Annotated in this window: 19 protein-coding genes; 6 read left to right on the forward strand and 13 right to left on the reverse strand. The window is 60.9% G+C overall.

What is annotated here, in order from left to right:
• Positions 1–29 precede the first annotated feature (29 nt).
• The 3 genes from C4J85_RS05425 to C4J85_RS05435 are packed head-to-tail and all read left to right on the forward strand — an operon-like array spanning position 30 to position 4,319.
• Positions 30–1,154, forward strand: a complete 1,125-nt coding sequence (locus C4J85_RS05425; RefSeq protein WP_124409161.1) for a GNAT family N-acetyltransferase — start codon at positions 30–32, stop codon at positions 1,152–1,154.
• On the forward strand, positions 1,154–2,932 hold the full coding sequence (locus C4J85_RS05430; RefSeq protein WP_124409162.1) for a HAMP domain-containing sensor histidine kinase: 1,779 nt from the start codon (positions 1,154–1,156) through the stop codon (positions 2,930–2,932). The genes C4J85_RS05425 and C4J85_RS05430 overlap by 1 nt, the downstream gene beginning before the upstream one ends.
• The gene (locus C4J85_RS05435; RefSeq protein ID WP_124366001.1) at positions 2,922–4,319 is read left to right on the forward strand and encodes a sigma-54 dependent transcriptional regulator; all 1,398 of its coding nucleotides are present in this window, start codon (positions 2,922–2,924) and stop codon (positions 4,317–4,319) included. Before C4J85_RS05430 ends, C4J85_RS05435 begins: the two co-directional genes overlap by 11 nt.
• A 121-nt stretch (positions 4,320–4,440) precedes the next feature.
• Here C4J85_RS05435 and C4J85_RS05440 read toward each other — a convergent pair whose 3' ends face one another.
• From C4J85_RS05440 to C4J85_RS05490, 11 genes are all read right to left on the reverse strand, one after another.
• Positions 4,441–4,779 (reverse strand): GlpM family protein, encoded by a 339-nt coding sequence (locus C4J85_RS05440; RefSeq protein ID WP_124361500.1) that lies wholly within the window; start codon positions 4,777–4,779, stop codon positions 4,441–4,443.
• Entirely contained in the window at positions 4,779–6,116 is a 1,338-nt protein-coding gene (locus C4J85_RS05445) for a sigma-54 dependent transcriptional regulator (protein ID WP_124409163.1), read from the reverse strand. The genes C4J85_RS05440 and C4J85_RS05445 overlap by 1 nt, the downstream gene beginning before the upstream one ends.
• A complete protein-coding gene (locus C4J85_RS05450) occupies positions 6,113–8,014 on the reverse strand; it encodes a sensor histidine kinase (RefSeq protein WP_124409164.1) in 1,902 nt (633 codons plus the stop codon). Before C4J85_RS05450 ends, C4J85_RS05445 begins: the two co-directional genes overlap by 4 nt.
• Before the next feature lie 157 nt (positions 8,015–8,171).
• Entirely contained in the window at positions 8,172–8,906 is a 735-nt protein-coding gene (locus tag C4J85_RS05455) for an amino acid ABC transporter ATP-binding protein (RefSeq protein ID WP_124361503.1), read from the reverse strand.
• A complete protein-coding gene (locus tag C4J85_RS05460) occupies positions 8,903–9,574 on the reverse strand; it encodes an amino acid ABC transporter permease (RefSeq protein WP_046071144.1) in 672 nt (223 codons plus the stop codon). The genes C4J85_RS05455 and C4J85_RS05460 overlap by 4 nt, the downstream gene beginning before the upstream one ends.
• On the reverse strand, positions 9,574–10,320 hold the full coding sequence (locus C4J85_RS05465; protein WP_024073702.1) for an amino acid ABC transporter permease: 747 nt from the start codon (positions 10,318–10,320) through the stop codon (positions 9,574–9,576). The genes C4J85_RS05460 and C4J85_RS05465 overlap by 1 nt, the downstream gene beginning before the upstream one ends.
• A gap of 192 nt (positions 10,321–10,512) precedes the next feature.
• The gene (locus tag C4J85_RS05470; protein ID WP_124366004.1) at positions 10,513–11,439 is read right to left on the reverse strand and encodes a glutamate/aspartate ABC transporter substrate-binding protein; all 927 of its coding nucleotides are present in this window, start codon (positions 11,437–11,439) and stop codon (positions 10,513–10,515) included.
• Positions 11,440–11,825: 386 nt separating this feature from the next.
• A complete protein-coding gene (glpD, locus tag C4J85_RS05475; RefSeq protein WP_124406406.1) occupies positions 11,826–13,364 on the reverse strand; it encodes a glycerol-3-phosphate dehydrogenase in 1,539 nt (512 codons plus the stop codon).
• A 249-nt stretch (positions 13,365–13,613) separates the two neighbouring features.
• Positions 13,614–14,369 carry a DeoR/GlpR family transcriptional regulator gene (locus tag C4J85_RS05480; protein WP_124361506.1) on the reverse strand — a complete coding sequence of 252 codons (756 nt, stop codon included), beginning with the start codon at positions 14,367–14,369 and terminating at the stop codon, positions 13,614–13,616.
• Between the two features lie 94 nt (positions 14,370–14,463).
• Positions 14,464–15,969 (reverse strand): glycerol kinase GlpK, encoded by a 1,506-nt coding sequence (gene glpK, locus C4J85_RS05485; protein WP_124361507.1) that lies wholly within the window; start codon positions 15,967–15,969, stop codon positions 14,464–14,466.
• A 76-nt stretch (positions 15,970–16,045) separates the two neighbouring features.
• The gene (locus tag C4J85_RS05490) at positions 16,046–16,900 is read right to left on the reverse strand and encodes an MIP/aquaporin family protein (protein WP_124361508.1); all 855 of its coding nucleotides are present in this window, start codon (positions 16,898–16,900) and stop codon (positions 16,046–16,048) included.
• A gap of 325 nt (positions 16,901–17,225) precedes the next feature.
• Between C4J85_RS05490 and ybaK the strand changes: the two genes are divergently transcribed.
• Positions 17,226–17,696 (forward strand): Cys-tRNA(Pro) deacylase, encoded by a 471-nt coding sequence (ybaK, locus tag C4J85_RS05495; RefSeq protein WP_124406407.1) that lies wholly within the window; start codon positions 17,226–17,228, stop codon positions 17,694–17,696.
• 122 nt (positions 17,697–17,818) lie between these two features.
• On the opposite strand, the gene C4J85_RS05500 is transcribed toward ybaK, so the two are convergent.
• Positions 17,819–18,862, reverse strand: coding sequence for an ABC transporter ATP-binding protein (locus C4J85_RS05500; protein ID WP_124409165.1), 1,044 nt, complete (start codon positions 18,860–18,862; stop codon positions 17,819–17,821).
• Entirely contained in the window at positions 18,859–19,779 is a 921-nt protein-coding gene (gene argF, locus C4J85_RS05505; RefSeq protein ID WP_124403243.1) for an ornithine carbamoyltransferase, read from the reverse strand. The genes C4J85_RS05500 and argF overlap by 4 nt, the downstream gene beginning before the upstream one ends.
• Before the next feature lie 433 nt (positions 19,780–20,212).
• Here argF and C4J85_RS05515 point away from each other — a divergent pair, with 433 nt between their 5' ends.
• Together C4J85_RS05515 and grxD are read left to right on the forward strand one after the other, a co-directional pair.
• Positions 20,213–22,321 carry a molybdopterin oxidoreductase family protein gene (locus C4J85_RS05515; protein WP_124409166.1) on the forward strand — a complete coding sequence of 703 codons (2,109 nt, stop codon included), beginning with the start codon at positions 20,213–20,215 and terminating at the stop codon, positions 22,319–22,321.
• A gap of 99 nt (positions 22,322–22,420) precedes the next feature.
• On the forward strand, positions 22,421–22,759 hold the full coding sequence (grxD, locus tag C4J85_RS05520) for a Grx4 family monothiol glutaredoxin (RefSeq protein ID WP_110624405.1): 339 nt from the start codon (positions 22,421–22,423) through the stop codon (positions 22,757–22,759).
• The last annotated feature ends 108 nt before the right edge of the window (positions 22,760–22,867 follow it).

Consider the following 22,867-nt stretch of genomic DNA (forward strand, 5'->3'; position numbering starts at 1 on the left):
CAAGCTCCCTCGCCACAAAGGGATCAGATGTGATAACCACCCAAGCCTTCCCCACCATCCGGGCTATCCAGCGCGATGCCTGGAATGAGTGTTTTCCCGGTGCGCTGGAAGACTGGGATTACTACGTCGCCGTGGAAAACGCCGCGATCGATGACTTTCAGTGGCGTTACCTGGCGGTTTACGAAGAGGGAACGCTGGCGGCAGTGGCTGTCGCGTTCATCACCCATTATCGTCTCGACACGACACTGTCGGGCGCCGGCAAGCGCTTGACCGAACGTGTGGCGCGACTGTGGCCGGGTCTGTTGCAACTGGGTTTGTATGCCCTCGGTTCGCCGGTGGCCGAGCGCTGCGACGTCGGTTTTGCCAGTGGCGTGGCGGATGCGCGGCGCCCGCAGTTGCTCAAGCACTTGCTGGAGGTCGCGCGCCGGGATGCGGATGACTTTGGCATCGGCCTGCTGGCGGTCAAGGACGCACCGAGCAACGACCCGCATTGGGCCGAAAGTTGCCGTGCGGCTGGCTTTCAAAGCATGCCGAGCCTGCCCACGGGCGTGTTGCCGCTGCCTTACGGCTCAGTGGACGCTTACCTTGGCTCGCTGGGTAAATCCACGCGCAAAGATCTGCGCCGCAAACTGCGCGCACCGGGGCCGCGGGTGGAGTGGCGGCACAACATCGATGATGTGCTGCCCGAGGTCATGCGCCTCTATGAAGCCACGCTGATGCGCGCGGATTTGCAGTTCGAACGCCTGCCCGCCGGTTACTTCACCGGGATTCTCGAACAGCTGCAAGCGCGTGCGGTGTGTGTTCTTTACTGGGTGGACGAGCACCTGGTGGCGTTCAACCTGATCCTGCTCGACGAGCATCGGCTGATCGATAAGTTTTTCGGGCATGACATCGCGTTCAGCCGTGAGTACAACCTGTACTTCCGTAGCTGGCTGACCAATGTCGACTACTGTATTCAACACAATATTGCGGTGTACGAGTGCGGCCAGGCCGGGTATGCCAGTAAACTGCGCCTGGGCTGCCAGTTCCAGGGCAACAGCCTGTTCTTCCGCCACCGCAATCGGTGGGTCAACGGCGTGCTCAAGTTAGTCAAAATGTTGTTCCGACCGGATCGTTCCGACCCTGCCATGGCTGCTGCGATAAGCGAAACCTGATGATCACCAAGACCCGCCAGAAAGCCCGCCCCTTTGCCATTTCGCGCTGGAGCGTCCAGCGCAAGCTGGTGCTGGCCTTCTGGCTGGTCAGCGTCATTCCGACCATGATCGCGGCGGAATTGGCCGCCACCACGTTGTCGCAGATTTTCGACAGCAACGTGCGTATCTGGCTGCAGGAGTCGACCAAGATCGTCAAGGACGAGATCGGCGACATCCTTCACGACAACGCGCGCATGGCCAAGCTGTTCCTGCGCTACACCAGCCCACCCTCATCGCGGCAGGCCGAACGGCATGACCGGCTCACCGCCGACATCGCCGATGCCACCGACATCGATGTGGTGGCGCTGATTCGTAGCAGTGATCACAAGGTGGTGTTCAGCACCGCCGCCGACGACATCGTCAAGCAGATCAATCTGACCAGCAACACGGTGTTGCAGACCGTACAGGTGGCCGGCGTCAGCACGGGCCTGGTGGTATCGACCTTCGAGACCAACCGCGATGGCGTCGATTATCTGTTGCTGGTGGCCACCTACCTGGACAGCAGCTTCCTTACCAGCGTGGCCGATGTGCATTCCCTTGACCTGCGCCTGTACCTGGCCAATGCCACGGGGTTTTCCGAGATATTTTCCACCCAGCGCTTCGAAAACCACCCGGCGCGCATCCCGAAGAATGTCGAAGCCGAGCTGCGCAGCACCCGGCAGCCGAGCGAGCAGTTCACCAACCAGTACAGCGGCTTGTACTGGCCGATTTTCAACGATGCCGGCGAGCTGCAAGGCGTAATCTTCAGCGGCCTGCTGCGCCACACGAGCCTGGTGGGGCTGGTGAATCAGAGCAACTTGTTCGTGCTGATTTTCCTGGTCAGCTCGGCGCTTTCACTGGCGGCAGGGGTGTGGGTGTCGCGGCGCCTGACCCAGCCGCTGCGGGACTTGTCCCAAGGCGTGAATGCGGTGATCTCCGGCAACTACGCGCACCGGGTAGAGGTCAGCGGCGGCGACGAGCTGGCGCAACTGAGCAGCACCTTCAACCACATGACTGAACGCCTGGGCGAATTGCATCACCTGGAAGCCCAACTGCGCCGGCGTGATCGTCTGCATGCCCTGGGTGAAGTCGCCATGGGCCTGGCCCATGAAATCCGCAACCCGCTGGGCATCATCAAGACGGCCACTCAACTGTTGCACCGGCGCGCCGACCTTCCGGACGCCGACAAGCGCCACTTGGAGTACGTCATCAGCGAGGTCAGCCGGATCAACGACCTGATCACCGAATTCCTCGACTTCGCCAAGCCCAATCCGCCGATCCGCGTACAGCAACCGGCCCGCCCGTTGGTGGAAGACATCCTCGGCTTCTGTGGCCCGGAGTTGAGTACTCACAATATCGATGCACAGATTGACGACCAGGCGCCCGACGCCACGCTCTACGCGGATGCCAAGCAGCTCAAGCAGGCCTGTCTGAACCTGATTCTCAACGCCATCGACGCGATGCCTGAAGGCGGGCGCCTCACCCTGGGTATTCGTAGCGCGGGCGATAACACGGTGATCAGCATCGCCGATACCGGCCAGGGCATCCCGGCGGATATGGTCGAGCGCATTTTCACGCCGTTCGTCACCACCAAGGCCTCGGGCACGGGGCTGGGCCTGGCCAAGGTCTATTCGATCATGGAGAGTCACGACGCCAGCATCGAGTGCCTCAGTGAGAAAGATGCCGGCGCCACCTTCAACCTGTACATTCCGGCTAACGGTGAAGACGACGGCGAGGATGAGAACGGGCATGACGCATAACGTATTGGTGGTCGACGACGAGCCCAAGCTCTGCGACCTGTTGTCATCCGCCCTGAGCCAGAACGGCATCCAGGTGTTTACCGCCGGCAATGGCCTGCATGCGCTCAAGGTACTGGAGCAGGAGGACATCGACCTGGTCATCAGCGACTGGCGCATGCCGGGCATGGACGGGCCGGCGTTGCTGGCCGAGATCAAGCAGCGCTACCCGCAGTTGCCGGTGATCGTGATGACGGCCTACAGCACGGTGAAAAATGCCGTGCAGTCGATGCGCAATGGTGCCTACGACTACATTGCCAAGCCGTTCGATATCGACGAGTTGGACATCACCGTGGCCAAGGCCCTGCAGTTTCGCGACATCATGCGCGATAACGCGCGCCTGCGTGCCGAGCTGGATGAACATGCACAGTTCGACAGCTTGGTGGGTGACAGTCCGGCGTTTCGTAAAGTGCTGCAGGCGGTGGACTCGGTGCGCGACAGCAGCGCAACCATCCTGCTGACCGGCGAAAGCGGCACCGGCAAGGAAATGGTCGCCCGCGCGATCCACAAGCATGGCAGCCGTGCCGACCAACCGTTCGTGGCGGTCAATTGCGCGGCGATTCCTGAGGGGCTGCTGGAAAGCGAAATGTTCGGTCATCGCAAAGGCGCTTTCACCGGCGCCGTGGCCGACCGGGTAGGGCGCTTCATGCAGGCCGACAAGGGCACGCTGTTCCTCGATGAAGTCGGTGATATGCCGTTGGCCTTGCAGGCCAAGATTTTGCGCGCCTTGCAGGAACGGGTCATCGAACCGGTGGGTGATCCCCGCGAGCGCAAGGTGGACGTGCGGGTGATCGCCGCGACCAACAAGAACCTGCTGGACGCGGTGGCCAACAAGGAATTTCGCGAAGACCTGTATTACCGGCTGAATGTCTTCCCGATTCCTTTGCCGGCCCTGCGCGAGCGCGTGGAAGACATCGCACCCCTGGCCCGGCACTTCGCCCGCACCCTCAGCGCGACCGCCGGCAAACGCATCACCGGGTTCAGCCCGGAAGCCTTGCAGGCCATGGCGGCGTACCACTGGCCGGGCAATATCCGTGAGCTGCAAAACTGCGTGGAACGAGCGACCATCGTAGCGGCTTCGCCGGTGATCGAGGATATCGATTTGCCGGGGTATTTGTTTGCTTCGAAACCGAGCGAGGGCGGGGTGACGGCGATCCTCAGCGACGGGCCGGGTGTGCCGCAGGACCTGGATGCGGCGCTGGCGGAAGTGGAGAAAGCCTACATTCTGGCGGCGTTGCAGGAGAGCAACGGCGTGCAGGCCGCGGCAGCAGCGAAGATCGGGATTTCGGAGCGCAGCTTTTGGTACCGCCTGAAGAAGCTGGGCATCCAAGTCGACAAAATAATCCGCTGACACACTGTGATTAAAACTGTGGGAGGGGGCTGCTCCCGATAGCGGTATGTCAGCCATGAATTTATTGACTGACCCAACGCCATCGGGAGCAAGCCCCCTCCCACATTTGGACTGTGGTGTGTCAGGTGTGCAGGCGTACCCAGACGCTTACCAGGACGGTTGCCGCCATCAACCAGGCCACTGCGGCCACGGCGAGCGACGCCTCCAGCCGCATCCGATCCACCATCACATACAACGTCGCCAAGTACACGAAGTACGGAATGATCGACCACATCCCAAACACAATGGTGGTCTTCAGATCCTCGACCGAGCGGCCCTTGCCGACGATGTAGTGGGCAATCAGCGCGAAGGTCGGAAACAGCGGCACCAAGCCTGCGATGTAATAGTTTTTGGTCTTGGCCAGTGCGGCCAATATAAGCACCACCGCCGCGCCGAGGGCGGCTTTCAAGAATAGATCCATCAGTGACTCAACCCGTATTTTTTGACCTTGTCGAACAGCGTGGTCTTGGCCATCCCCAGTTCCTGGCTGGCCTGGGTCAGGTTGCCGCCGCTGCGTTGCAGGGCGTCAACGAGCAGGTTGCGTTCAAAGGCTTCCACCGCCTCGGTAAAGGCCAGGCCGTGGGCGCTGCCGCCCGTGCCGCTTTTCTTGAACGCGGGCAGGCCCAAGGCGAAGCGTTCGGCGACGTTGCGCAGTTCGCGTACGTTGCCCGGCCAGTCGTGGCTCATCAGGCTCGACAGGGTCTGGTTGTCCAGCTCCGGGGCGATGCGATCGAAGCGCAGTGAGGACTGCTGCAGGAAGTGTTCGAACAACTGCAGGATATCTTCACGGCGCTCGCGCAGTGGCGGCAGTTCCAGGGTGACCACATTGAGACGGTAGTACAGGTCGCTGCGGAACTGGCTGGCGCGGCTCAGTTCATCAAGGTCGGACTTGGTGGCGGCGATCACCCGGCAATCCACGGCCACGCTCTGGTTCGAACCCAGGCGTTCGAGGGTGCGTTCCTGCAGGACCCGCAGCAGTTTGATCTGCAGGTTGATCGGCATGCTCTCCACTTCATCGAGAAACAGCGTGCCTTCATGGGCGTGCTCGATCTTGCCGATGCGGCGCTTGCCGGCGCCGGTAAACGCGTTGGCTTCGTGGCCGAAAATCTCGCTTTCGAACAGGTTCTCCGGCAGCCCACCGCAGTTCAGGGCGACGAACTGGTGGGCGTGGCGCCGGCTGAAGTCATGCAGGCAGCGCGCGACCAGCTCCTTGCCGGTGCCGGTTTCGCCTTCGATCAGCACGTTGGCCGACGTGTCGGCAACGTTGGCGATCAGTTCGCGCAGGTTTTGCATCGCCGGCGAGCGCCCGATGATGCGGCCCTCCAACGAATCGCGCTCGGCCAGTTGGCGCCGCAGCGACCAGACTTCCCGCGCCAGCCCACGCTGTTCAAGGGCACGACGGGCGACGTCTACCAGGCGTTCGGGGGAGAAGGGTTTTTCCATGAAATCGTAGGCGCCGTTGCGCATGGCGCCGACCGCCATGGAGATGTCGCCATGCCCGGTGATCAGCACCACCGGCAGGCTTTTATCCAGCGCCTTGAGGCGGGTGAGCAAGGCCAGGCCATCGATACCCGGCAGGCGAATATCGCTGATGACAATGCCGGCAAAATTTTCGCCGATATGGGCCAACGCTTCTTCGGCACTGCCCACGCCAACGCTGGGGATGTCTTCCAGCGCCAATGCCTGCTGGCAACCCAGCAGCACGTGGGGGTCATCTTCGACGATCAGGACGGTGAGGTCTTGGGGTTCAATATTCATGTCGACTCAACTTTTTCAGCGCCCGCCAGCGGCAGGTTCAGGACAAACGCGGTACCACCAGCGGCCGGATGTTCCACGGCCAGGCTGCCGCCGGTGGCCGCCGCAAGGCTTGCGGAGAGGGTCAGGCCCAGGCCCAGCCCTTGCTCGCCGGGCTTGGTGGTGAAGAAGGGCTCGAACAGGTGTTTGCGTGCCTCGGGGTCGATGCCGTGGCCATTGTCGCGCACCCGCAGGCGATATTTGCCCTCGGCGCTCTGGCCTTCCAGCCACAACTGCGGCGCCGGTTGCGCCTGCATCGCATCGAGGGCGTTGCCGATCAGGTTGACCAGGATCTGCTCCAGGCGCGTCTGATCGATCTGCAACTGGGCATGGGTGAAGTCACGGTGCACGGCCAGGGGCAGGTTGTCCAGGCGCGCGCCGAGCACCTGGAACGCGGCGTCCACCGCCTTGGCCAGGTTCGCTTCGCCCTGGTCGTCACCGCGCCGGGCGAACGAGCGCAGGCTGGCGGTGATGCGACCCATGCGATCGATCAGTTCGTTGATGGTCTTGAGGTTTGCGCTGGCGGTGTCCAGGGCCCCACGTTCGAGGAAGCGCACGGTGTTGCCGGACAGGGTGCGCAGCGCGGCCAGGGGTTGGTTCAATTCGTGGGCGATGCTGGTGGACATCTGGCCGATCGCTGCGAGTTTGCCGGCCTGCACCAGTTCGTCCTGGGCACGGCGCAAAGTCTCTTCGGCCTGGCGCCGTTCGCGGATCTGGCCTTTGAGGCGTTCATTGCTGGCGCGCAGGTCGGCGGTGCGTTCGGCAATCCGTCGTTCCAGCTGGCTGTTGGCTTCCTGCAAGGCCTCCCGTGCGGCGAGGCGGGTGGCGATGACCTTGCGCCGCTCGTTCCAGGCAATCAGCAAAAACGCGACCAAGCCAAACGCGACGGCGACCAGGATGCCCTGGTTGATCGCGGCGCGGCGTAGTTCATTCAGCGGGGTGAGCAGGGTGAAGTTCCACGGTGTGTCATTCAGTGGCCGGGTTTGCGCCAGGTAACTGACTTCTTGCTTGTCGTTGACCACTTCGCTGTTGGCCGGGAAGGTCAGCTTTTCGCTGCCTTCGTTCAGCCGCTCGCGGGCCAGGGGTTCCAGGGCGTCCAGTGTCGCCCAGTAATATTGCAGGCTGTTAGCCAGCCGGTCCCTGGTGTCTTCGCTCAGGGGACGCACGGCCTTGAGGCGGCGGGCCGGGTCACTGGACAGGATGATGATGCCGTTTTCGTCGCTGACAAAAGCTTCGAGGCGCGCGCGTTGCCAGCGCTCTTCAAGCGCCTCCAGGCGGACCTTGACCACGGCGACGCCGATGATTTTGCCATGCTCTTCCAGGCCGTGGGCCAGGTAGTAGCCGGGTTCGCCGTTGGTGCTGCCGATGCCGTAGAAACGACCGGGCTGGCCGCGCACGGCGTTCTGGAAATAGGCGCGAAAGGACAGGTCTTCACCCTGGTAACTGTCGGCGTCGCGCCAGTTACTGGTGGCCAGCACCCGGCCGGTGGTGTCCATCACGTAGATGGCGCGGCTGCGGCTGCGGCGGTTCAAGCCTTCGAGGTAATCGTTGACGGTCTTGCGGGTTTCCTGGTTGGGGTCAGCCAGGAGCAGGGAAACGCTGGACTCCAGCTCAAGCAGGCTGGGCAGGTAGGTGTATTTGCTCAGTTCGCTTTCGACGGTGCGAGCGTGCAACTCCAACTGGCGTTCGCCGTTGTCGCTGAGGGTGCGGATGCCATAGTACTCACTGACCCAGAAGCCGATATAACCCAAGCCGATCATCAGGGCGATGATCAACGGCGGCAGGAACAGTTGACGTATCAGGCGAGGCTTCACGGCAAGTGATGGCGGCGCAGCGCGATAGGGGGTGGGGTCGCATTTCATCACAGATGCCTTGGGTCAGCTACCGCCCTCCGGCCAACTGTAGGAGCGAGCTTGCTCGCAAAAAACGTCAACGATGACGCGTGCATCCTGGATGTCCGCGGTGCTCTTGGGTTCTTCGCGAGCAAGCTCGCTCCTACAGGGTGGGAGTGAGGCTGTTTTAGTGCTGCAGGATTTTCTCAAGGAAGTGCTGCGCACGTTCGGAGCGGGCGCTGATGTCGCCGAAGAACTCTTCTTTCGGGCAGTCTTCGATGATCTTGCCGGCGTCCATGAAGATCACGCGGTCGGCCACTTTGCGGGCGAAGCCCATTTCGTGGGTCACGCACATCATGGTCATGCCTTCGTGGGCCAACTGCACCATCACGTCGAGCACTTCGTTGACCATTTCCGGGTCCAGCGCCGAGGTCGGTTCGTCGAACAGCATGACGATCGGGTCCATGGCCAGGGCGCGGGCAATCGCCACACGTTGTTGCTGGCCACCGGACAGTTGGCCTGGGTGCTTGTGGGCATGTGCCGACAGGCCGACGCGCTCCAGCAGTTGCAGGCCCTTCTTGGTGGCTTCTTCCTTGCTGCGGCCGAGCACCTTGATCTGCGCGATGGTCAGGTTCTCGGTGATGGTCAGGTGCGGGAACAGTTCGAAGTGCTGGAACACCATGCCCACGCGCGAGCGCAGTTTCGGCAGGTTGGTCTTCGGGTCGGCGATGGAGGTGCCGTCGACGATCACGTCGCCCTTCTGGAACGGCTCCAGCGCATTCACACACTTGATCAAGGTGGACTTGCCCGAGCCGGACGGCCCGCACACCACGATCACTTCGCCTTTTTTAACCTCGGTGCTGCAGTCGGTCAGCACCTGGAAGTCGCCATACCACTTGTTGATGTTCTTGATAGAGATCATACGGCAAACCTTTTTTGCAGACGCTTGACCAGCAGCGAGGCGGAAAAGCTGATGATGAAGTAGACGACACCGGCGAAGATCAGGAACTCATTGGAGCGGCCGATGATGTCGCCGTTGGAACGGGCAGAGTTGAGGAAGTCCACCAGGCCTACGGTGTAGACCAGCGACGTGTCCTGGAACAGGATGATGCTCTGCTGCAGCAGCAGCGGGGTCATCTTGCGAAACGCCTGGGGCAGGATGATCAGGCGCATGGTCTGGCCGTAGGTCATGCCCATCGCCTGCGCGGCGGCCATCTGGCCCTTGGGGATCGACTGCACGCCGGCCCGCACGATTTCGCAGAAGTACGCGGCTTCGAACATCATGAAGGCCACGACGCAGGAGGTGAACGCGCCGATCGGCGTGTCTTCACCGGTGATCCAGCGCAGCACGAACGGCACCGCCAGGTAGAACCAGGTGATCACCAACAGCAGCGGGATCGAACGGAAGTAGTTCACATAGGCGCCGGCCACACGGGACAGCAGCTTGCTGGACGACAGGCGCATCAGCGCGAGGATCGTACCCAGGATGATGCCGCCGACCACGCCCATGACCATCAACTGCAGGGTCATGACCATGCCGTTCCACAGGCCCGGGATCGCGGGGATGATACCGCTGAAATCGAAGTCCATTATTTACCCCCCACGGAGATCAGGCCGGGCACCGCGACTTTCTTCTCGACCACGCGCATCAGCAGCATCAGGCTCATGTTCAGGGTGAAGTAGATCAGCGTGGCCAGGGTGAAGGCCTCGAACAGGTTGGCCGAAAACTCGGCGGTCTGCTTGGTTTGCGCCAGCAGTTCCATCAGGCCGATCAAGGACGCCACGGAGGAGTTCTTGAACACGTTGAGGAATTCGGAGGTAAGCGGCGGAATGATGATGCGATAGGCCTGGGGCAGCAGCACGTTCCAGTAAATCTGCGGCAGCTTGAAGCCCATGGCGCGCGCGGCGGCTTCCTGGCCACGGGGCAGCGCCTGGATGCCGGTGCGCACTTGTTCACACACACGGGCGGCGGTGAACAGGCCCAGGCACACGACGACGCTCAGGTAGGCCGAGGTGGTCGGGTTCAGGTCTTGTTTGTACCAGTCCTGCAGGTTCTGCGGCAGCAGATCGGGTATCAGGAAATACCAGATGAACAGCTGAACCAGCAGTGGCACGTTACGAAACAGTTCCACGTAGCAGGTCGCGATGCCCGATACGAGGCGGTTTGGCACGGTGCGCATGACCCCCAGAATGGAGCCCAGCAGCAAGGCGATGATCCATGCCACGACAGCGATGGCGATGGTCCAGCCCAGGCCGGCGATGTACCAGTCGAGATAAGTCTCGCTGCCAACGCCGGTGGACTTGAAGAACACGCCCCAGTCCCAGTTGTAATTCATTAGGGTCTCCCCTCGAGATCGATCGATGTACAAGCACCCGCTTGGGACAGTCCGTTCCCTCCTGACGTTGAACGTCAGGCACACGCAATCGGCTCGAAAACCGCCAGGTCGAGTGTTCCAAGTTAAAGCCAGCAGGTAATTACAAACGCCTGAGGGAGTTTGGCTCCCTCAGGCGATAAGGTTAGCCAGGTTTTAGATCTTTACTTCCGGAGCCGGTTTGTCGCTCGGGTTCTTGATCAGTTCCTTGACCTTGTCGCTCATCGGGAAGTTGAGGTTCAGGCCTTTTGGTGGAATCGGGCTTTCAAACCACTTGGCGTAGATCTTGTTGATTTCGCCGGACTTGTACAGGCTGGCGATTGCGTCATCCACGGCTTTCTTGAAGTCCGGGTCGCCTTTGCGAACCATGCACGCGTAGGCTTCGAACGACTGTGGAGTACCGGTGATGACCCAATCATCCGGCTTCTTGGCCTTGGCTTCTTCGCCGGCCAGCAGGGCGTCGTCCATCATGAAGGCAACCGCGCGGCCGCTTTCGAGCATCTGGAAGGATTCGCCGTGGTCTTTGGCGGAGATGACGTTCATGCCCATCTGCTTGTCGGCGTTCATCGCCTTGATGATGCGCTCGGATGTGGTGCCGGCGGTGGTCACGACGTTCTTGCCTTTCAGGTCGGCAAAGTCAACGTAGGTCGGCTTGCCCTCCTTGTCTTTCTTGACCAGCAGACGGGTGCCGATTTCGAAGATGTTGGTGGTGAAGTCAACTTGCTGGGCGCGTTCGGCGTTGTTGGTGGTGGAGCCGCATTCCAGGTCCGCGGTGCCGTTCTGGATCAGCGGAATACGGGTCTGCGATGTCACCAGGTTGTATTTGACCTTCAGATCGGGCTTGTTCAGGTCTTTTTTCAGGGCTTCAACGACGGCCAGTTGAATGTCATGGGAATAGCCAACGGGTTTGCCCGAGCCATCCGCAATGTAGGAAAACGGGATAGAGCTGTCGCGGTGAGCGAGAGTGATAGTGCCGGAGTCGTTGATTTTTTTCAGCGTGCCGGTGAGTTCGGCGGCGAAAACTGGAGTGCTGATCAGAGCAGCAGCGATAGCTGCGCCCAGGATATGGGGAACGATGCGCATCAATACTTCCTCGACATTTGTTTTTCTTATAAAGCCAGCTAAACGGCTCTCTTGTACAGCGAATGCCTTGACGGCTGCTGAGGCGTCTCAGGCAATCGTCAGGAAGTGTAGAGCATGAGTCGTGCCATACCCGAGACAAAAGCTTAACTCCATGATTTATATGATTATTAACTTTGTGTGACGGTAGCGGTTCGGTGTGCGGGTACGGCAAACCGAATGATGGGAGGTATTGCGTTCGGATAACCGAATGCCCAGCCCGGACATTGTAGGCGAGGCGGGCGGCTAGCCCTTGCTCGCGAAAAACGCAAAAGCGCCGCGTTTATTCTGAATTAACGCGGCGCTCTCAGGTTTTTCGCGAGCAAGCTCGCTCCTACAGTGGGGAGCGGTCAGGCCGCTTCGGTCTTGCTGCGGTTCTGTTCAACCTTGGACAGGTAGCGTTGCAGGTTGTCCTGCTCTGCTGCAGTGGTGAACAGGCCCAGCTTGGTGCGGCGCCACAGCACGTCCTGAGGCTGGGTCACCCACTCTTCGGCGCACAGGTAATCGACTTCGCGGGTGTAAAGGCCACCGCCCAGGTGCTCGCCCAGATCAGCCAGGGTTTGCACACCTTCCAGCAGGCGCCAGGTGCGGCTGCCGTAGGTGGTCGACCAGCGACGGGCGATCTCGCTCGGCACCCAGTCGAACTTGCTGCGAATGGCCTCGGCCAGGGCTTCTGGCGTGGTCATGTCTTCGCCGCCCGGCAGACTGGCCTTGGCGGTCCAGCTTGGGCGCATCTGGGTGAAGTACGGCGCCAGTTGCGCCATGGCCGATTCGGCCAGCTTGCGGTAAGTCGTCAGCTTGCCGCCGAACACCGACAGGATCGGCGCCTCGCCGCTGCCGCCGGACAGCGACAGGGTGTAGTCGCGGGTAATGGCCGACGGGTTGTCCGATTCGTCGTTGCACAGCGGGCGCACGCCCGAATAGGTGTGGACGATATCGTCACGGCTCAGCTGTTTCTTGAAGTGGGCGTTGACCACCTTGAGCATGTAGTCGGTTTCACCTTCGGTGATCGTAACTTTCGCCGGATCACCGGTGTATTCGCGGTCTGTGGTGCCGATGATGGTCAGGTGATTGAGGTACGGAATCGTGAAGACGATGCGCTGGTCTTCGTTCTGCAGAATGTGCGCATGCGCACCTTCGTAGAGTTTCGGCACGATCAGGTGGCTGCCCTGGATCAGGCGAATGCCGTAAGGCGAATCCAGCTTCAGGTCGTCCTTGATGAACTTGGCGACCCAGGGGCCGGCGGCGTTCACCAGCGCCCGGGCGCGGATCGAGAACAGGCTGCCATCGGCGCGTTCCATGTTCATTTCCCACAAGCCGTTGCTGCGGTGGGCACTGACGCAACGGGTCTGGGTGTGGATATGCGCGCCTTTCTCGCGCGCGGCCATAGCGTTGAGCACCACGAGGCGGGCGTCGTCGACCCAGCAGTCGGAATATTCGAAGCCTTTGGTGATTTCGCTTTTCAGCGGGCTGTCGGCACCGAACTTGAGGCTTTTCGAACCGGCCAGTTTCTCGCGCTTGCCCAGGTGGTCATACAGGAACAGGCCGGCACGAATCATCCAGGCCGGACGCAGGTGCGGACGGTGCGGCAACACGAAGCGCATCTGCTTGACGATGTGCGGGGCCTTCGCCAGCAGTACTTCACGCTCGGCCAGGGCTTCGCGTACCAGGCGGAACTCGTAATGTTCCAGGTAGCGCAAGCCACCGTGGATCAGCTTGCTGCTGGCAGAAGACGTGTGGCTGGCCAGGTCGTCCTTTTCGCAAAGGAATACCGACAAACCGCGCCCGGCTGCGTCTGCTGCAATGCCAACGCCATTGATCCCGCCGCCGATTACGGCAACGTCATAGACTTCGGCAAGCGGTGGTGCAGGCAAGGTAGAAGGGTTCATCGGCTGGCCTCGCGATCTTTTCGTATTGGAATTCGAACATTAATGTTCATTTGCGAAAATGGTAGCTGATAAATGCGCGCGCAGCCACCCAACTTCGATTGAAAAAACTCATCGAAGGGTAGGGAAAGGAAAATTTGTGAACTGATAGTTCCCACGCTCCGCGTGGGAATTGAGCCCATGACGCTCTGCGTCACAGCGGACGCGGAGCGTCCTGCGGTGCATTCCCACGCGGAGCGTGGGAACGAGAAGTCAGACGACTTCCAAACGAACCTTATGCTGATTCAACAACTGCACCAGCGCCGGCACCGGCTGCTGATCAGTCACCAGGCAGTCCACCAGACTGATCGGCCCCAGGCGGATCATGGCGTTGCGCCCGAACTTGCTGGAGTCTGCGGCCAGAATCACTTGTCGCGCGTTGGCGATGATGGCCTGGGAAACCCGTACTTCCTGATAGTCAAAATCCAGCAGGCTGCCATCCTCATCAATGCCACTGATACCCACCAACGCAAAGTCGACCTTGAACTGGTTGATGAAATCAACACTGGCCTGGCCTACCACGCCGCCGTCACGGCGCACATTGCCGCCGGTCAGCAACACATCGAAGTCGTCCTTGGCACTGAGCATGGTGGCGACGTTGAGGTTGTTGGTGATGATTTTCAGGTGATGGTGATTGAGCAGCGCACGGGCGATGGATTCGGTGGTGGTGCCGATATTGATGAACAATGAGGCGTGATCGGGGATCTGCGCCGCGATGGCTTCGCCGATACGCTGTTTTTCATCGCGCATCTGGTCGGCACGCATGGCGTACGCGGTGTTCTCGACACTGGAGTCATAGGCCGCGCCGCCGTGGTAGCGGCGCAGCAGATTGGCGTCCGCCAGCTGGTTGATATCGCGGCGGATGGTTTGCGGGGTGACAACGAACAACTGCGCCATTTCCTCGATACTGACGTAGCCGCGTTCGCGGACCAGTTCGAGGATTTGTTGTTGGCGGGGAGGCAGATTCATGGGGCGTCCTTTGGGCTGCCATACAAAAGTGGCCCATGATGACGCAGGAATCCGCTCCCTGCCAGTTACAACCGGTGTAGATCCGGCGCTTGGCTTATTCGGCGCCTTCGTGCGGCTCCCAGTCGCGGGTGCGGCTGACTGCTTTTTGCCAGCCTGCGTAGAGTTTCTCTTTAGCCGCTTCATCGAGCTGTGGTTCGAATTCGCGCTCGATCACCGCTTTGCCGCGCAGCTCGTCCAGGCTGCCCCAGAAGCCACAGGCCAGGCCTGCCAGGTAAGCAGCGCCGAGGGCGGTGGTTTCGCGCATTTGCGGGCGTTCGACCTGGGTACCGAGGATATCGGCCTGGAATTGCATCAGGAAGTTGTTGGCCACGGCGCCGCCGTCCACACGCAGGGCTTTGAGGCGTTCGCCCGAGTCCTGTTGCATGGCGTCGAGTACGTCACGGGTCTGGTAGGCGATCGACTCCAGGGCGGCGCGAATAATGTGATCCACGCGTACGCCACGGGTCAGGCCGAACAATGCGCCACGGGCATACGGGTCCCAGTACGGCGCGCCCAGGCCGGTGAAGGCCGGGACCAGGTAAACGCCGTTGCTGTCCTTGACCTTGCCGGCAAAGTATTCGGTGTCGTGGGCGTCGTTGATGATTTTCAACTCGTCACGCAACCACTGCACGGTGGATCCGCCGTTGAAGACTGCGCCTTCCAGTGCGTAGGCCACTTCGCCACGCGGGCCGCAAGCGATGGTGGTGAGCATGCCATGCTTGGATTTCACCGCTTTGTCGCCGGTGTTCATCAGCAGGAAGCAGCCGGTGCCATAGGTGTTTTTGGCCTGGCCGGGCTCGACGCACATCTGGCCGAACAGCGCGGCTTGCTGGTCGCCTGCAATGCCGCCGATAGCGATGCCGCTTTTGGTGCGGCCATAGATCTCGGACGAAGATTTAACTTCCGGCAGCATTTCCCGTGGAACGTCCAGAATCTCCAGCATCTTCGCATCCCATTCCAGGGTGTGGATGTTGAAGAGCATGGTGCGCGAAGCATTGGTGTAGTCGGTGACGTGGGTCTTGCCGCCGGTAAATTTCCAGATCAGCCAGCTGTCGATGGTGCCGAACAGCAACTCGCCGTTGCGCGCACGCTCGCGGCTGCCTTCGACGTTGTCGAGGATCCACTTGAGTTTGGTGCCGGAGAAGTAGGGGTCGGTGACCAGGCCAGTGGTGTCGCTGATGTATTGCTCGTGGCCGTCGCGCTTGAGCTGCTGGCAGATCTCGGTACTGCGGCGGCACTGCCAGACAATGGCGTTGTAGATCGGGCGGCCGGTGACCTTGTCCCACACCACGGTGGTTTCGCGCTGGTTGGTGATGCCGATGGCGGCGACCTGGTCGTGGTGCAGGCCAGCCTGGGCCAGCGCCTCAACCATCACCGCGCTCTGGGTGGCGAAGATTTCCATCGGGTCATGCTCGACCCAGCCCGCCTGCGGGTAATGCTGGACGAATTCGCGCTGGGCGGTGCACACCACGTTGGCGTCACGATCGAAGATGATCGCGCGGGAACTGGTGGTGCCCTGATCGAGGGCAATGATGTAGTTCTTATTCTGAAGGTCGGTCATGTCAATTGCCTTGGACGAAATAAGGAAGTCAGAAATCAGCCGGGGTCACGAAGGGCAGGGACCCTGGCTGGCGCTTTCAGGAAATGCGGGTGTTGCCGTTGACAGCCGTGTCAGTTGTTTCAGCTATAGCAGGTGCGGCGCTCGGCAGGTGACGGGCAATCAGCCCGCGATACGCTGCGGCGCCGAGGCATGCGCCCACAATCGGCGCGAAAATCGGTACCAGGAAGTAAGGAATATCGCGACCGCCAGTAAAGGCCATTTCACCCCAGCCGGCGAAAAAGGTCATCAGCTTGGGCCCGAAATCCCGCGCCGGGTTCATCGCAAAGCCGGTCAGCGGGCCCATCGCGCTACCAATCACAGCGATCAACAGGCCGATCAGCAGCGGCGCCAGCGGGCCACGGGGCAGGCCATTGTTGTCGTCGGTCAGGGCCATGATCACACCCATCAGGATCGCGGTGATGACCATTTCCACCAGGAACGCCTGGGCCGTGCTGAGCAATGCATGAGGATAGGTGGAGAACACCGAGGCCAACTCCAGGCTGGCCTGGGAGCCACGTACCATGTGGTGGGTTTGTTCGTAATCGAAAAACAGATTGCTGTAGAGCGTGTACACCAGCGCGGCGGAGCAGAAGGCGCCGGCGATTTGGGCGAGGATATAGAACGGCAGTTTGCGTTTTTCGAAATCGGCGAAAATACACAGGGCGATACTCACCGCCGGATTGAGGTGAGCCCCGGAAATACCGGCACTCAGGTAGATCGCCATGCTCACGCCGACCCCCCAGATAATGCTGATTTCCCACAAGCCAAAGCTCGCACCCGCGACCTTGAGCGCAGCGACGCACCCGGTACCGAAGAAGATCAGCAGCGCAGTGCCGAGGAATTCGGCCATGCATTGGCTCGAAAGTGAAGGCTGTTGAAGAGCAGTTGTCATGGAAAACCTCAGTTGTTGTTCTTGTCTGGCGCAGGCCTCAACGGGCCGTTGCGCGATTTTCACCGTGACGAGGATCCCCATCCTGTGTCACGGCTTACTGCTCGAGTACCGAGGGCTATTCCTACAGTATTCGGAAACGAAAAAATATAGACAAGAATGACCGCTGTCAAAGGTCGAAAGTGAACTGCCAGTCACTTTCGAACTATAGGTTTGATGAATGATCACGCTCATCACATTAAATAGGGTTGGCGGATAGGACGGACTAGAGCGTTTTGTGCGGGGTTGGCCTAGAATCGAGTCTCAGTTTGCTAAGCCCGGAGAGGTCATGACCCCCGCATTGGATTTGTTGAAAAAAGTTCGCGCCGAACATCGCATCCATAGTTATGAGCACGATCCCAAGGCGGCTTCGTATGGCCTGGAGGCCGCGGAGAAATTGGCTCTCGACCCGGCGCAGGTGTTCAAGACCTTGCTTGCCAGCAGTGAGAAGGGCGAATTGTTGGTGGCGGTGGTGCCGGTCGTCGGAAGTCTGGATCTGAAAGCCCTGGCTCACGCGGCGGGCGTCAAGAAAGTCGAAATGGCCGACCCTGCGGCGGCGCAGCGCTCCACCGGGTACCTGTTGGGCGGCATCAGCCCTTTGGGGCAAAAGAAGCGCTTGCGCACGTTCATCGATGTGACGGCGCAGCCGTTTGCGACGATTTTTGTCAGCGCCGGCCGGAGAGGGTTGGAAGTAGAGTTACCAGCCAGGGTTTTGGCTGAACATACCCAGGCCATCTTCGCGCCGATTGGCCGGGCCTAATGATCAGTCCTGTGGTGATCAAATGTGGGAGGGGGCTTGCCCCCGATGGCGGTGGGCCAGCTAGAGATAAGCTGACTGACCCACCGCTATCGGGAGCAAGCCCCCTCCCACAAGGTAGCGGCTTACGCCTGGAACAGGACCAGGTGCTCGGCAGCCACTCGAATGCCCACATCCGTGCCCATCTGCTGATCGACGTGGCTGGGGAAGATCGACTCCAACTGCGCACCGGTCGGCAACTGTAGGCGGTACAGGGTCGACGCACCGAGGAAGGTCTTGCCAACAATCCGCGCTTTGAGTGCACTGTCCGGCGCATAGACGATGTCATCCGGGCGCAGCAGCACCTTCACCGCGCCACCGGTGGGCCAGGTATAGGCACGGTTGCCACGCAGCTCACCCAGCTCAGTGCTGACGGACTCGGGCGAGCTCAATTGACCCTGGATGAAATAGCCCTGGCCGATAAAGCTGGCCACATACGGCGTCTGCGGTTCGTGGTAGAGGTTGTAGGGCGTGTCCCACTGCTCAAGACGACCCTCCTTGAACACGCCCACGTGATCGCTGACGGCGAAGGCTTCTTCCTGATCATGGGTGACCAGGATCGCGCTGGTGCCGCGCGCCTTGAGAATGTCGCGCACTTCATGGCTGAGCTTGCGCCGTAGTTCGCCATCCAGGTTGGAAAAGGGTTCGTCCAGCAGCAGCAGCTGCGGCTCCGGCGCCAGGGCGCGAGCGAGGGCGACACGTTGTTGCTGACCGCCGGAAAGCTCGTGGGGGAAGCGTTTGCCCAGGTCTTTGAGGTTGACCAGTTCCAGCAATTCGGCCACCACGCGGTCTTTTTGCGGGTGCTTGCGGATGCCGAAGGCGATGTTGTCGGCCACGCTCAGATGAGGAAACAGCGCGTAGTCCTGGAACACCATGCCGATACGACGTTTCTCGGGTGCCAGCGTGAAGCCGGCACTGGAGATCACTTCGCCCGCCAGGCTGATCTCACCTTCGTGCACCGGCTCGAACCCCGCAATTGCACGCAGGGTGGTGGTCTTGCCGCAGCCCGAGGAGCCCAGCAGGCAGCCGATGTCGCCAGCGTTGAGGTGCAGATTGAGGTTCTGCACCACCCGTTGATCTTGATAGCCGCATGCCAGATTGCGCAGGTTCAGCAGTAATGGCTGGCTCATGCGTGGTGGTACGACGGCGGAACGAGAAATTCGAGCAGGGCCTTTTGCGCATGCAGGCGGTTTTCGGCCTGGTCCCAGGCGACCGAGCGTGGGTCGTCGAGCAGGTCGAGGCTGATTTCTTCGCCACGGTGGGCGGGCAGGCAGTGCATGAACAGCGCGTCCGGCGCGGCCAGGTCGAGCAGGGCACGGGTCACCTGGAACGGCGCGAACAGGGCCAGGCGCTTGGCGGTTTCGTCTTCCTGGCCCATGGAGGTCCAGACGTCGGTGCTGACCAGATGGGCGCCGACCACTGCGTCTTTCGGATCGCGCAGAAGTTGCACGCGACCATCGGCCTTGGCCATGAACTCGGCGCTGGGTTCGTAACCCTCGGGGCAGGCGATACGCAGGTGGAAGTCGAACTGGATCGCGGCTTCTATATAGCTGTTGCACATATTATTGCCGTCGCCGATCCAGGCCACGGTCTTGCCCTGGATCGAGCCGCGGTGCTCGAGGAAGGTTTGCATGTCGGCCAGCAACTGGCACGGATGCAGGTCATCGGACAGGCCGTTGATCACCGGCACGCGCGAGTTGGCGGCAAATTCGGTCAAGGTGCTGTGGGCGAAGGTGCGGATCATCACGGCGTCGAGCATGCGCGACATCACGATGGCGCAATCGCTGATCGGCTCGCCACGGCCCAATTGGGTATCGCGCGGCGACAGGAAGATCGCCTGGCCACCCAGTTGGATCATGCCGGCTTCGAAGGACAAGCGGGTGCGGGTCGAGGACTTCTCGAAAATCATCCCGAGCACGCGGTTTTTCAGAGGCTCGAACAGTACGCCGCGGTTACGCAGGTCTTTAAGCTCAATGCCTCGACGGATCACGCTGACCAGCTCTTCGGGCGTGCAATCCATCAGGGAGAGAAAGTGCCTTGCGCTCATCATTAACTACCTTTTGCAACAGACCGCAGATACTCAAAGCCTTGTTTATTGTGGCAACGGGCGAGACCTGCGGCGAAAGCCGCACGGGGCGACGAAATAGGGGAAGGCGCGATATTGACATTAAATGTCGCGTCTTACCAATAGGGCTACGGTTTTTAAGGGTGTTCAAGCAGGGCGCCGAAGCGCTTTTGAAGACGATTTCCTGACAGCAGCGGCCCATTTGTACACTGGCGTCGAGACCTTTTGCAATGCGCAGGGGCGGCTTCGGGCGTGGTTTTAGCGGTTTCAGGCGCGTGCGGGGAGGTTTCCGAAACATTTGGTCACTCTTGGCCGTGCTTTGGCCTATGGCTGCCGATTCACCGCGCGAACGTTGCTGGCGCACCGAGCGGTCGCGGCCCATAGTTGAACAAAGCCCTTATAAAAGAGACTGGCCATGACCAAGACTCTCCATCACCGTGCCTGCCACCTATGCGAAGCGATCTGCGGCCTCACCCTGGAAACCAGCCAAGGCGACGACGGCAGCCTGGCGATCACCTCGATCAAGGGCGACCCGTTGGACACCTTCAGTCGGGGACATATCTGCCCGAAAGCGGTGGCGTTGCAGGATATCCAGAATGACCCGGATCGCCTGCACCAGCCTATGTTGCGGGTGGGTAACGAATGGCAACCAATCCCGTGGGAAGAAGCGTTTGCGCTGGTAGCCGAACGCCTTGCGGGCATTCAGGCCCGGCATGGGCAGAATGCGGTGGCGGTGTATCAGGGAAACCCCAGCGTGCACAACTACGGGCTGATGACCCACAGCAACTACTTTCTCGGCCTGTTGAAGACGCGTAACCGGTACTCCGCGACGTCGGTAGACCAACTGCCCCATCATCTCTCCAGCCACCTGATGTACGGCCATGGCCTGTTGCTGCCGATTCCGGACATCGACCACACCGACTTCATGTTGATCCTGGGCGCCAATCCTCTTGCCTCCAACGGCAGCATCATGACCGTGCCAGACGTGGAGAAGCGCCTCAAGGCCATTCAGGCCCGAGGCGGCAAAGTGGTGGTGGTCGACCCTCGCCGCAGCGAGACGGCGGCGATTGCCGATCAGCACCTGTTCGTGCGTCCTGGCGGTGACGCGGCCTTGTTGTTCGGGCTGCTCAACACCCTGTTCGCCGAGGGCTTGACCCGCGACAGCCATTTACCGGTTGAAGGTTTGGAGACCGTGCGCCAGGCGATCGCCGGGTTTACCGCCGAGGCCATGAGCCGTCAGTGTGCGGTGCCTGCCGAGCAGATCCGCCAACTGGCGCGGGACTTCGCGGCGGCGGATAAAGCGGTGTGCTACGGGCGCATGGGCGTCTCCACCCAGGCGTTCGGCACGCTGTGTCATTGGCTGGTGCAACTGATCAACCTGGTGACCGGCAATCTGGATCGGGTAGGCGGCGCCTTGTGCACCACACCGGCGGTGGATTTGGTGGCCTCGACCGGCGGCGGGCATTTCAATCGCTGGCAGAGCCGCGTGTCCGGGCGGCCCGAGTACGGGGGAGAGCTGCCGGTGTCTGCACTGGCCGAGGAAATGCTCACCGAAGGCGAAGGGCAAATCCGCGCCCTGATGACGGTGGCCGGCAACCCGGTATTGTCAACGCCCAACGGCCGGCAGCTGGAGCAGGCGCTGGATGGGTTGGAGTTCATGGTCAGTATCGACCTCTACATCAACGAGACCACGCGCTATGCCGATCTGATCCTGCCGTCCACGTCGGCACTGGAGAATGATCACTACGACACCACCTTCAATATGTTCGCAGTGCGCAACGTCACGCGCTTCAATCGCGCGATCCTGCCCAAGCCTGAAGGTGCGCTGCACGACTGGGAAATCTTTGTCGGCCTGGCCAAGGCGTTCTCGGCCCATACCGGCGTGGTGCTCAAGCCGACGATGCCACCCGCGCAGATGATCGACTTCGGGTTGCGCGCCGGGACTTACGGGGACGCATCTGCGCGCAAGCTGTCGGTGGCGATGCTGGCCGATCATCCCCATGGCGTGGATCTGGGGCCGCTCCAGCCAAACCTGGCCGAGCGGCTGAAAACCGCCGATGGCAAGGTGCAGGCGGCGCCGCTAGTGATCCTGGCGGACCTGGCGCGTTTTGCGGCGCAACCGGCGCCCGTGGCTGACGAACTGCTGTTGATCGGTCGTCGCCATGTGCGCAGTAATAATTCCTGGATGCATAACTATCATCGGCTGGTGAAGGGCAAGCCGCGCCATCAACTGCTGATGCATCCTGATGACCTGGCCAGTCGTCAACTGAGCGACGGTCAGCGGGTGCGGGTCAGCTCACGCATCGGCATGGTCGAAATCGAGGTGGTCGCCAGCACGGACATGATGCCTGGCGTGGTCAGCCTGCCGCATGGCTGGGGGCACGGGCGCCCAGGTGTGCAGATGAGCATCGCCAGCGGTCAGCCGGGGGCAAGTGCGAATGATTTAACCGATGAGCGGCAGTTGGACGAGCTCTCCGGCAATGCGGCGCTCAATGGCGTGCCCGTGAAAGTTGCAGCGGCGTGAGGCTGGCTGTCGGCGCGCCCGAGCATCCTGCAGGTTTTTTGCGTTACAATGCGCCACCGTGCCGACCCGTGAGTCGCAAAGTTCCTGCAGAGGTGTTCCATGGATATCATCGAAACGATCAAAGAGCAGATTGCCAACAACACCATTCTGCTTTACATGAAAGGCGCGCCAAACGCTCCCCAGTGCGGTTTCTCCGCGAAAGCGTCCCAGGCCATCATGGCGTGTGGCGAGAAGTTCGCTTACGTGGATATCCTGCAGAACCCGGAAATCCGCGCCAACCTGCCTAAATACGCCAACTGGCCGACTTTCCCGCAGTTGTGGGTGGCCGGTGAACTGGTTGGCGGTAGCGACATCATCACTGAAATGGCGGCTGATGGCTCGTTGCAAGCGTTGATCAAAGATGCAGCGGAAAAAGCGGCAGCCAAGACTGAAGCTTGATGCTTTGGTAAAAGGCCACGCAATAAAAAGCCCCGCCTCTCGTAAGAGGGCGGGGCTTTTTTTGGCTTCTCTGTAGGAGCGAGCTTGCTCGCGAAGCACTTAAGGCCC

The organism is Pseudomonas sp. R4-34-07 (genome assembly GCF_003852375.1).
GTDB lineage: Bacteria > Pseudomonadota > Gammaproteobacteria > Pseudomonadales > Pseudomonadaceae > Aquipseudomonas.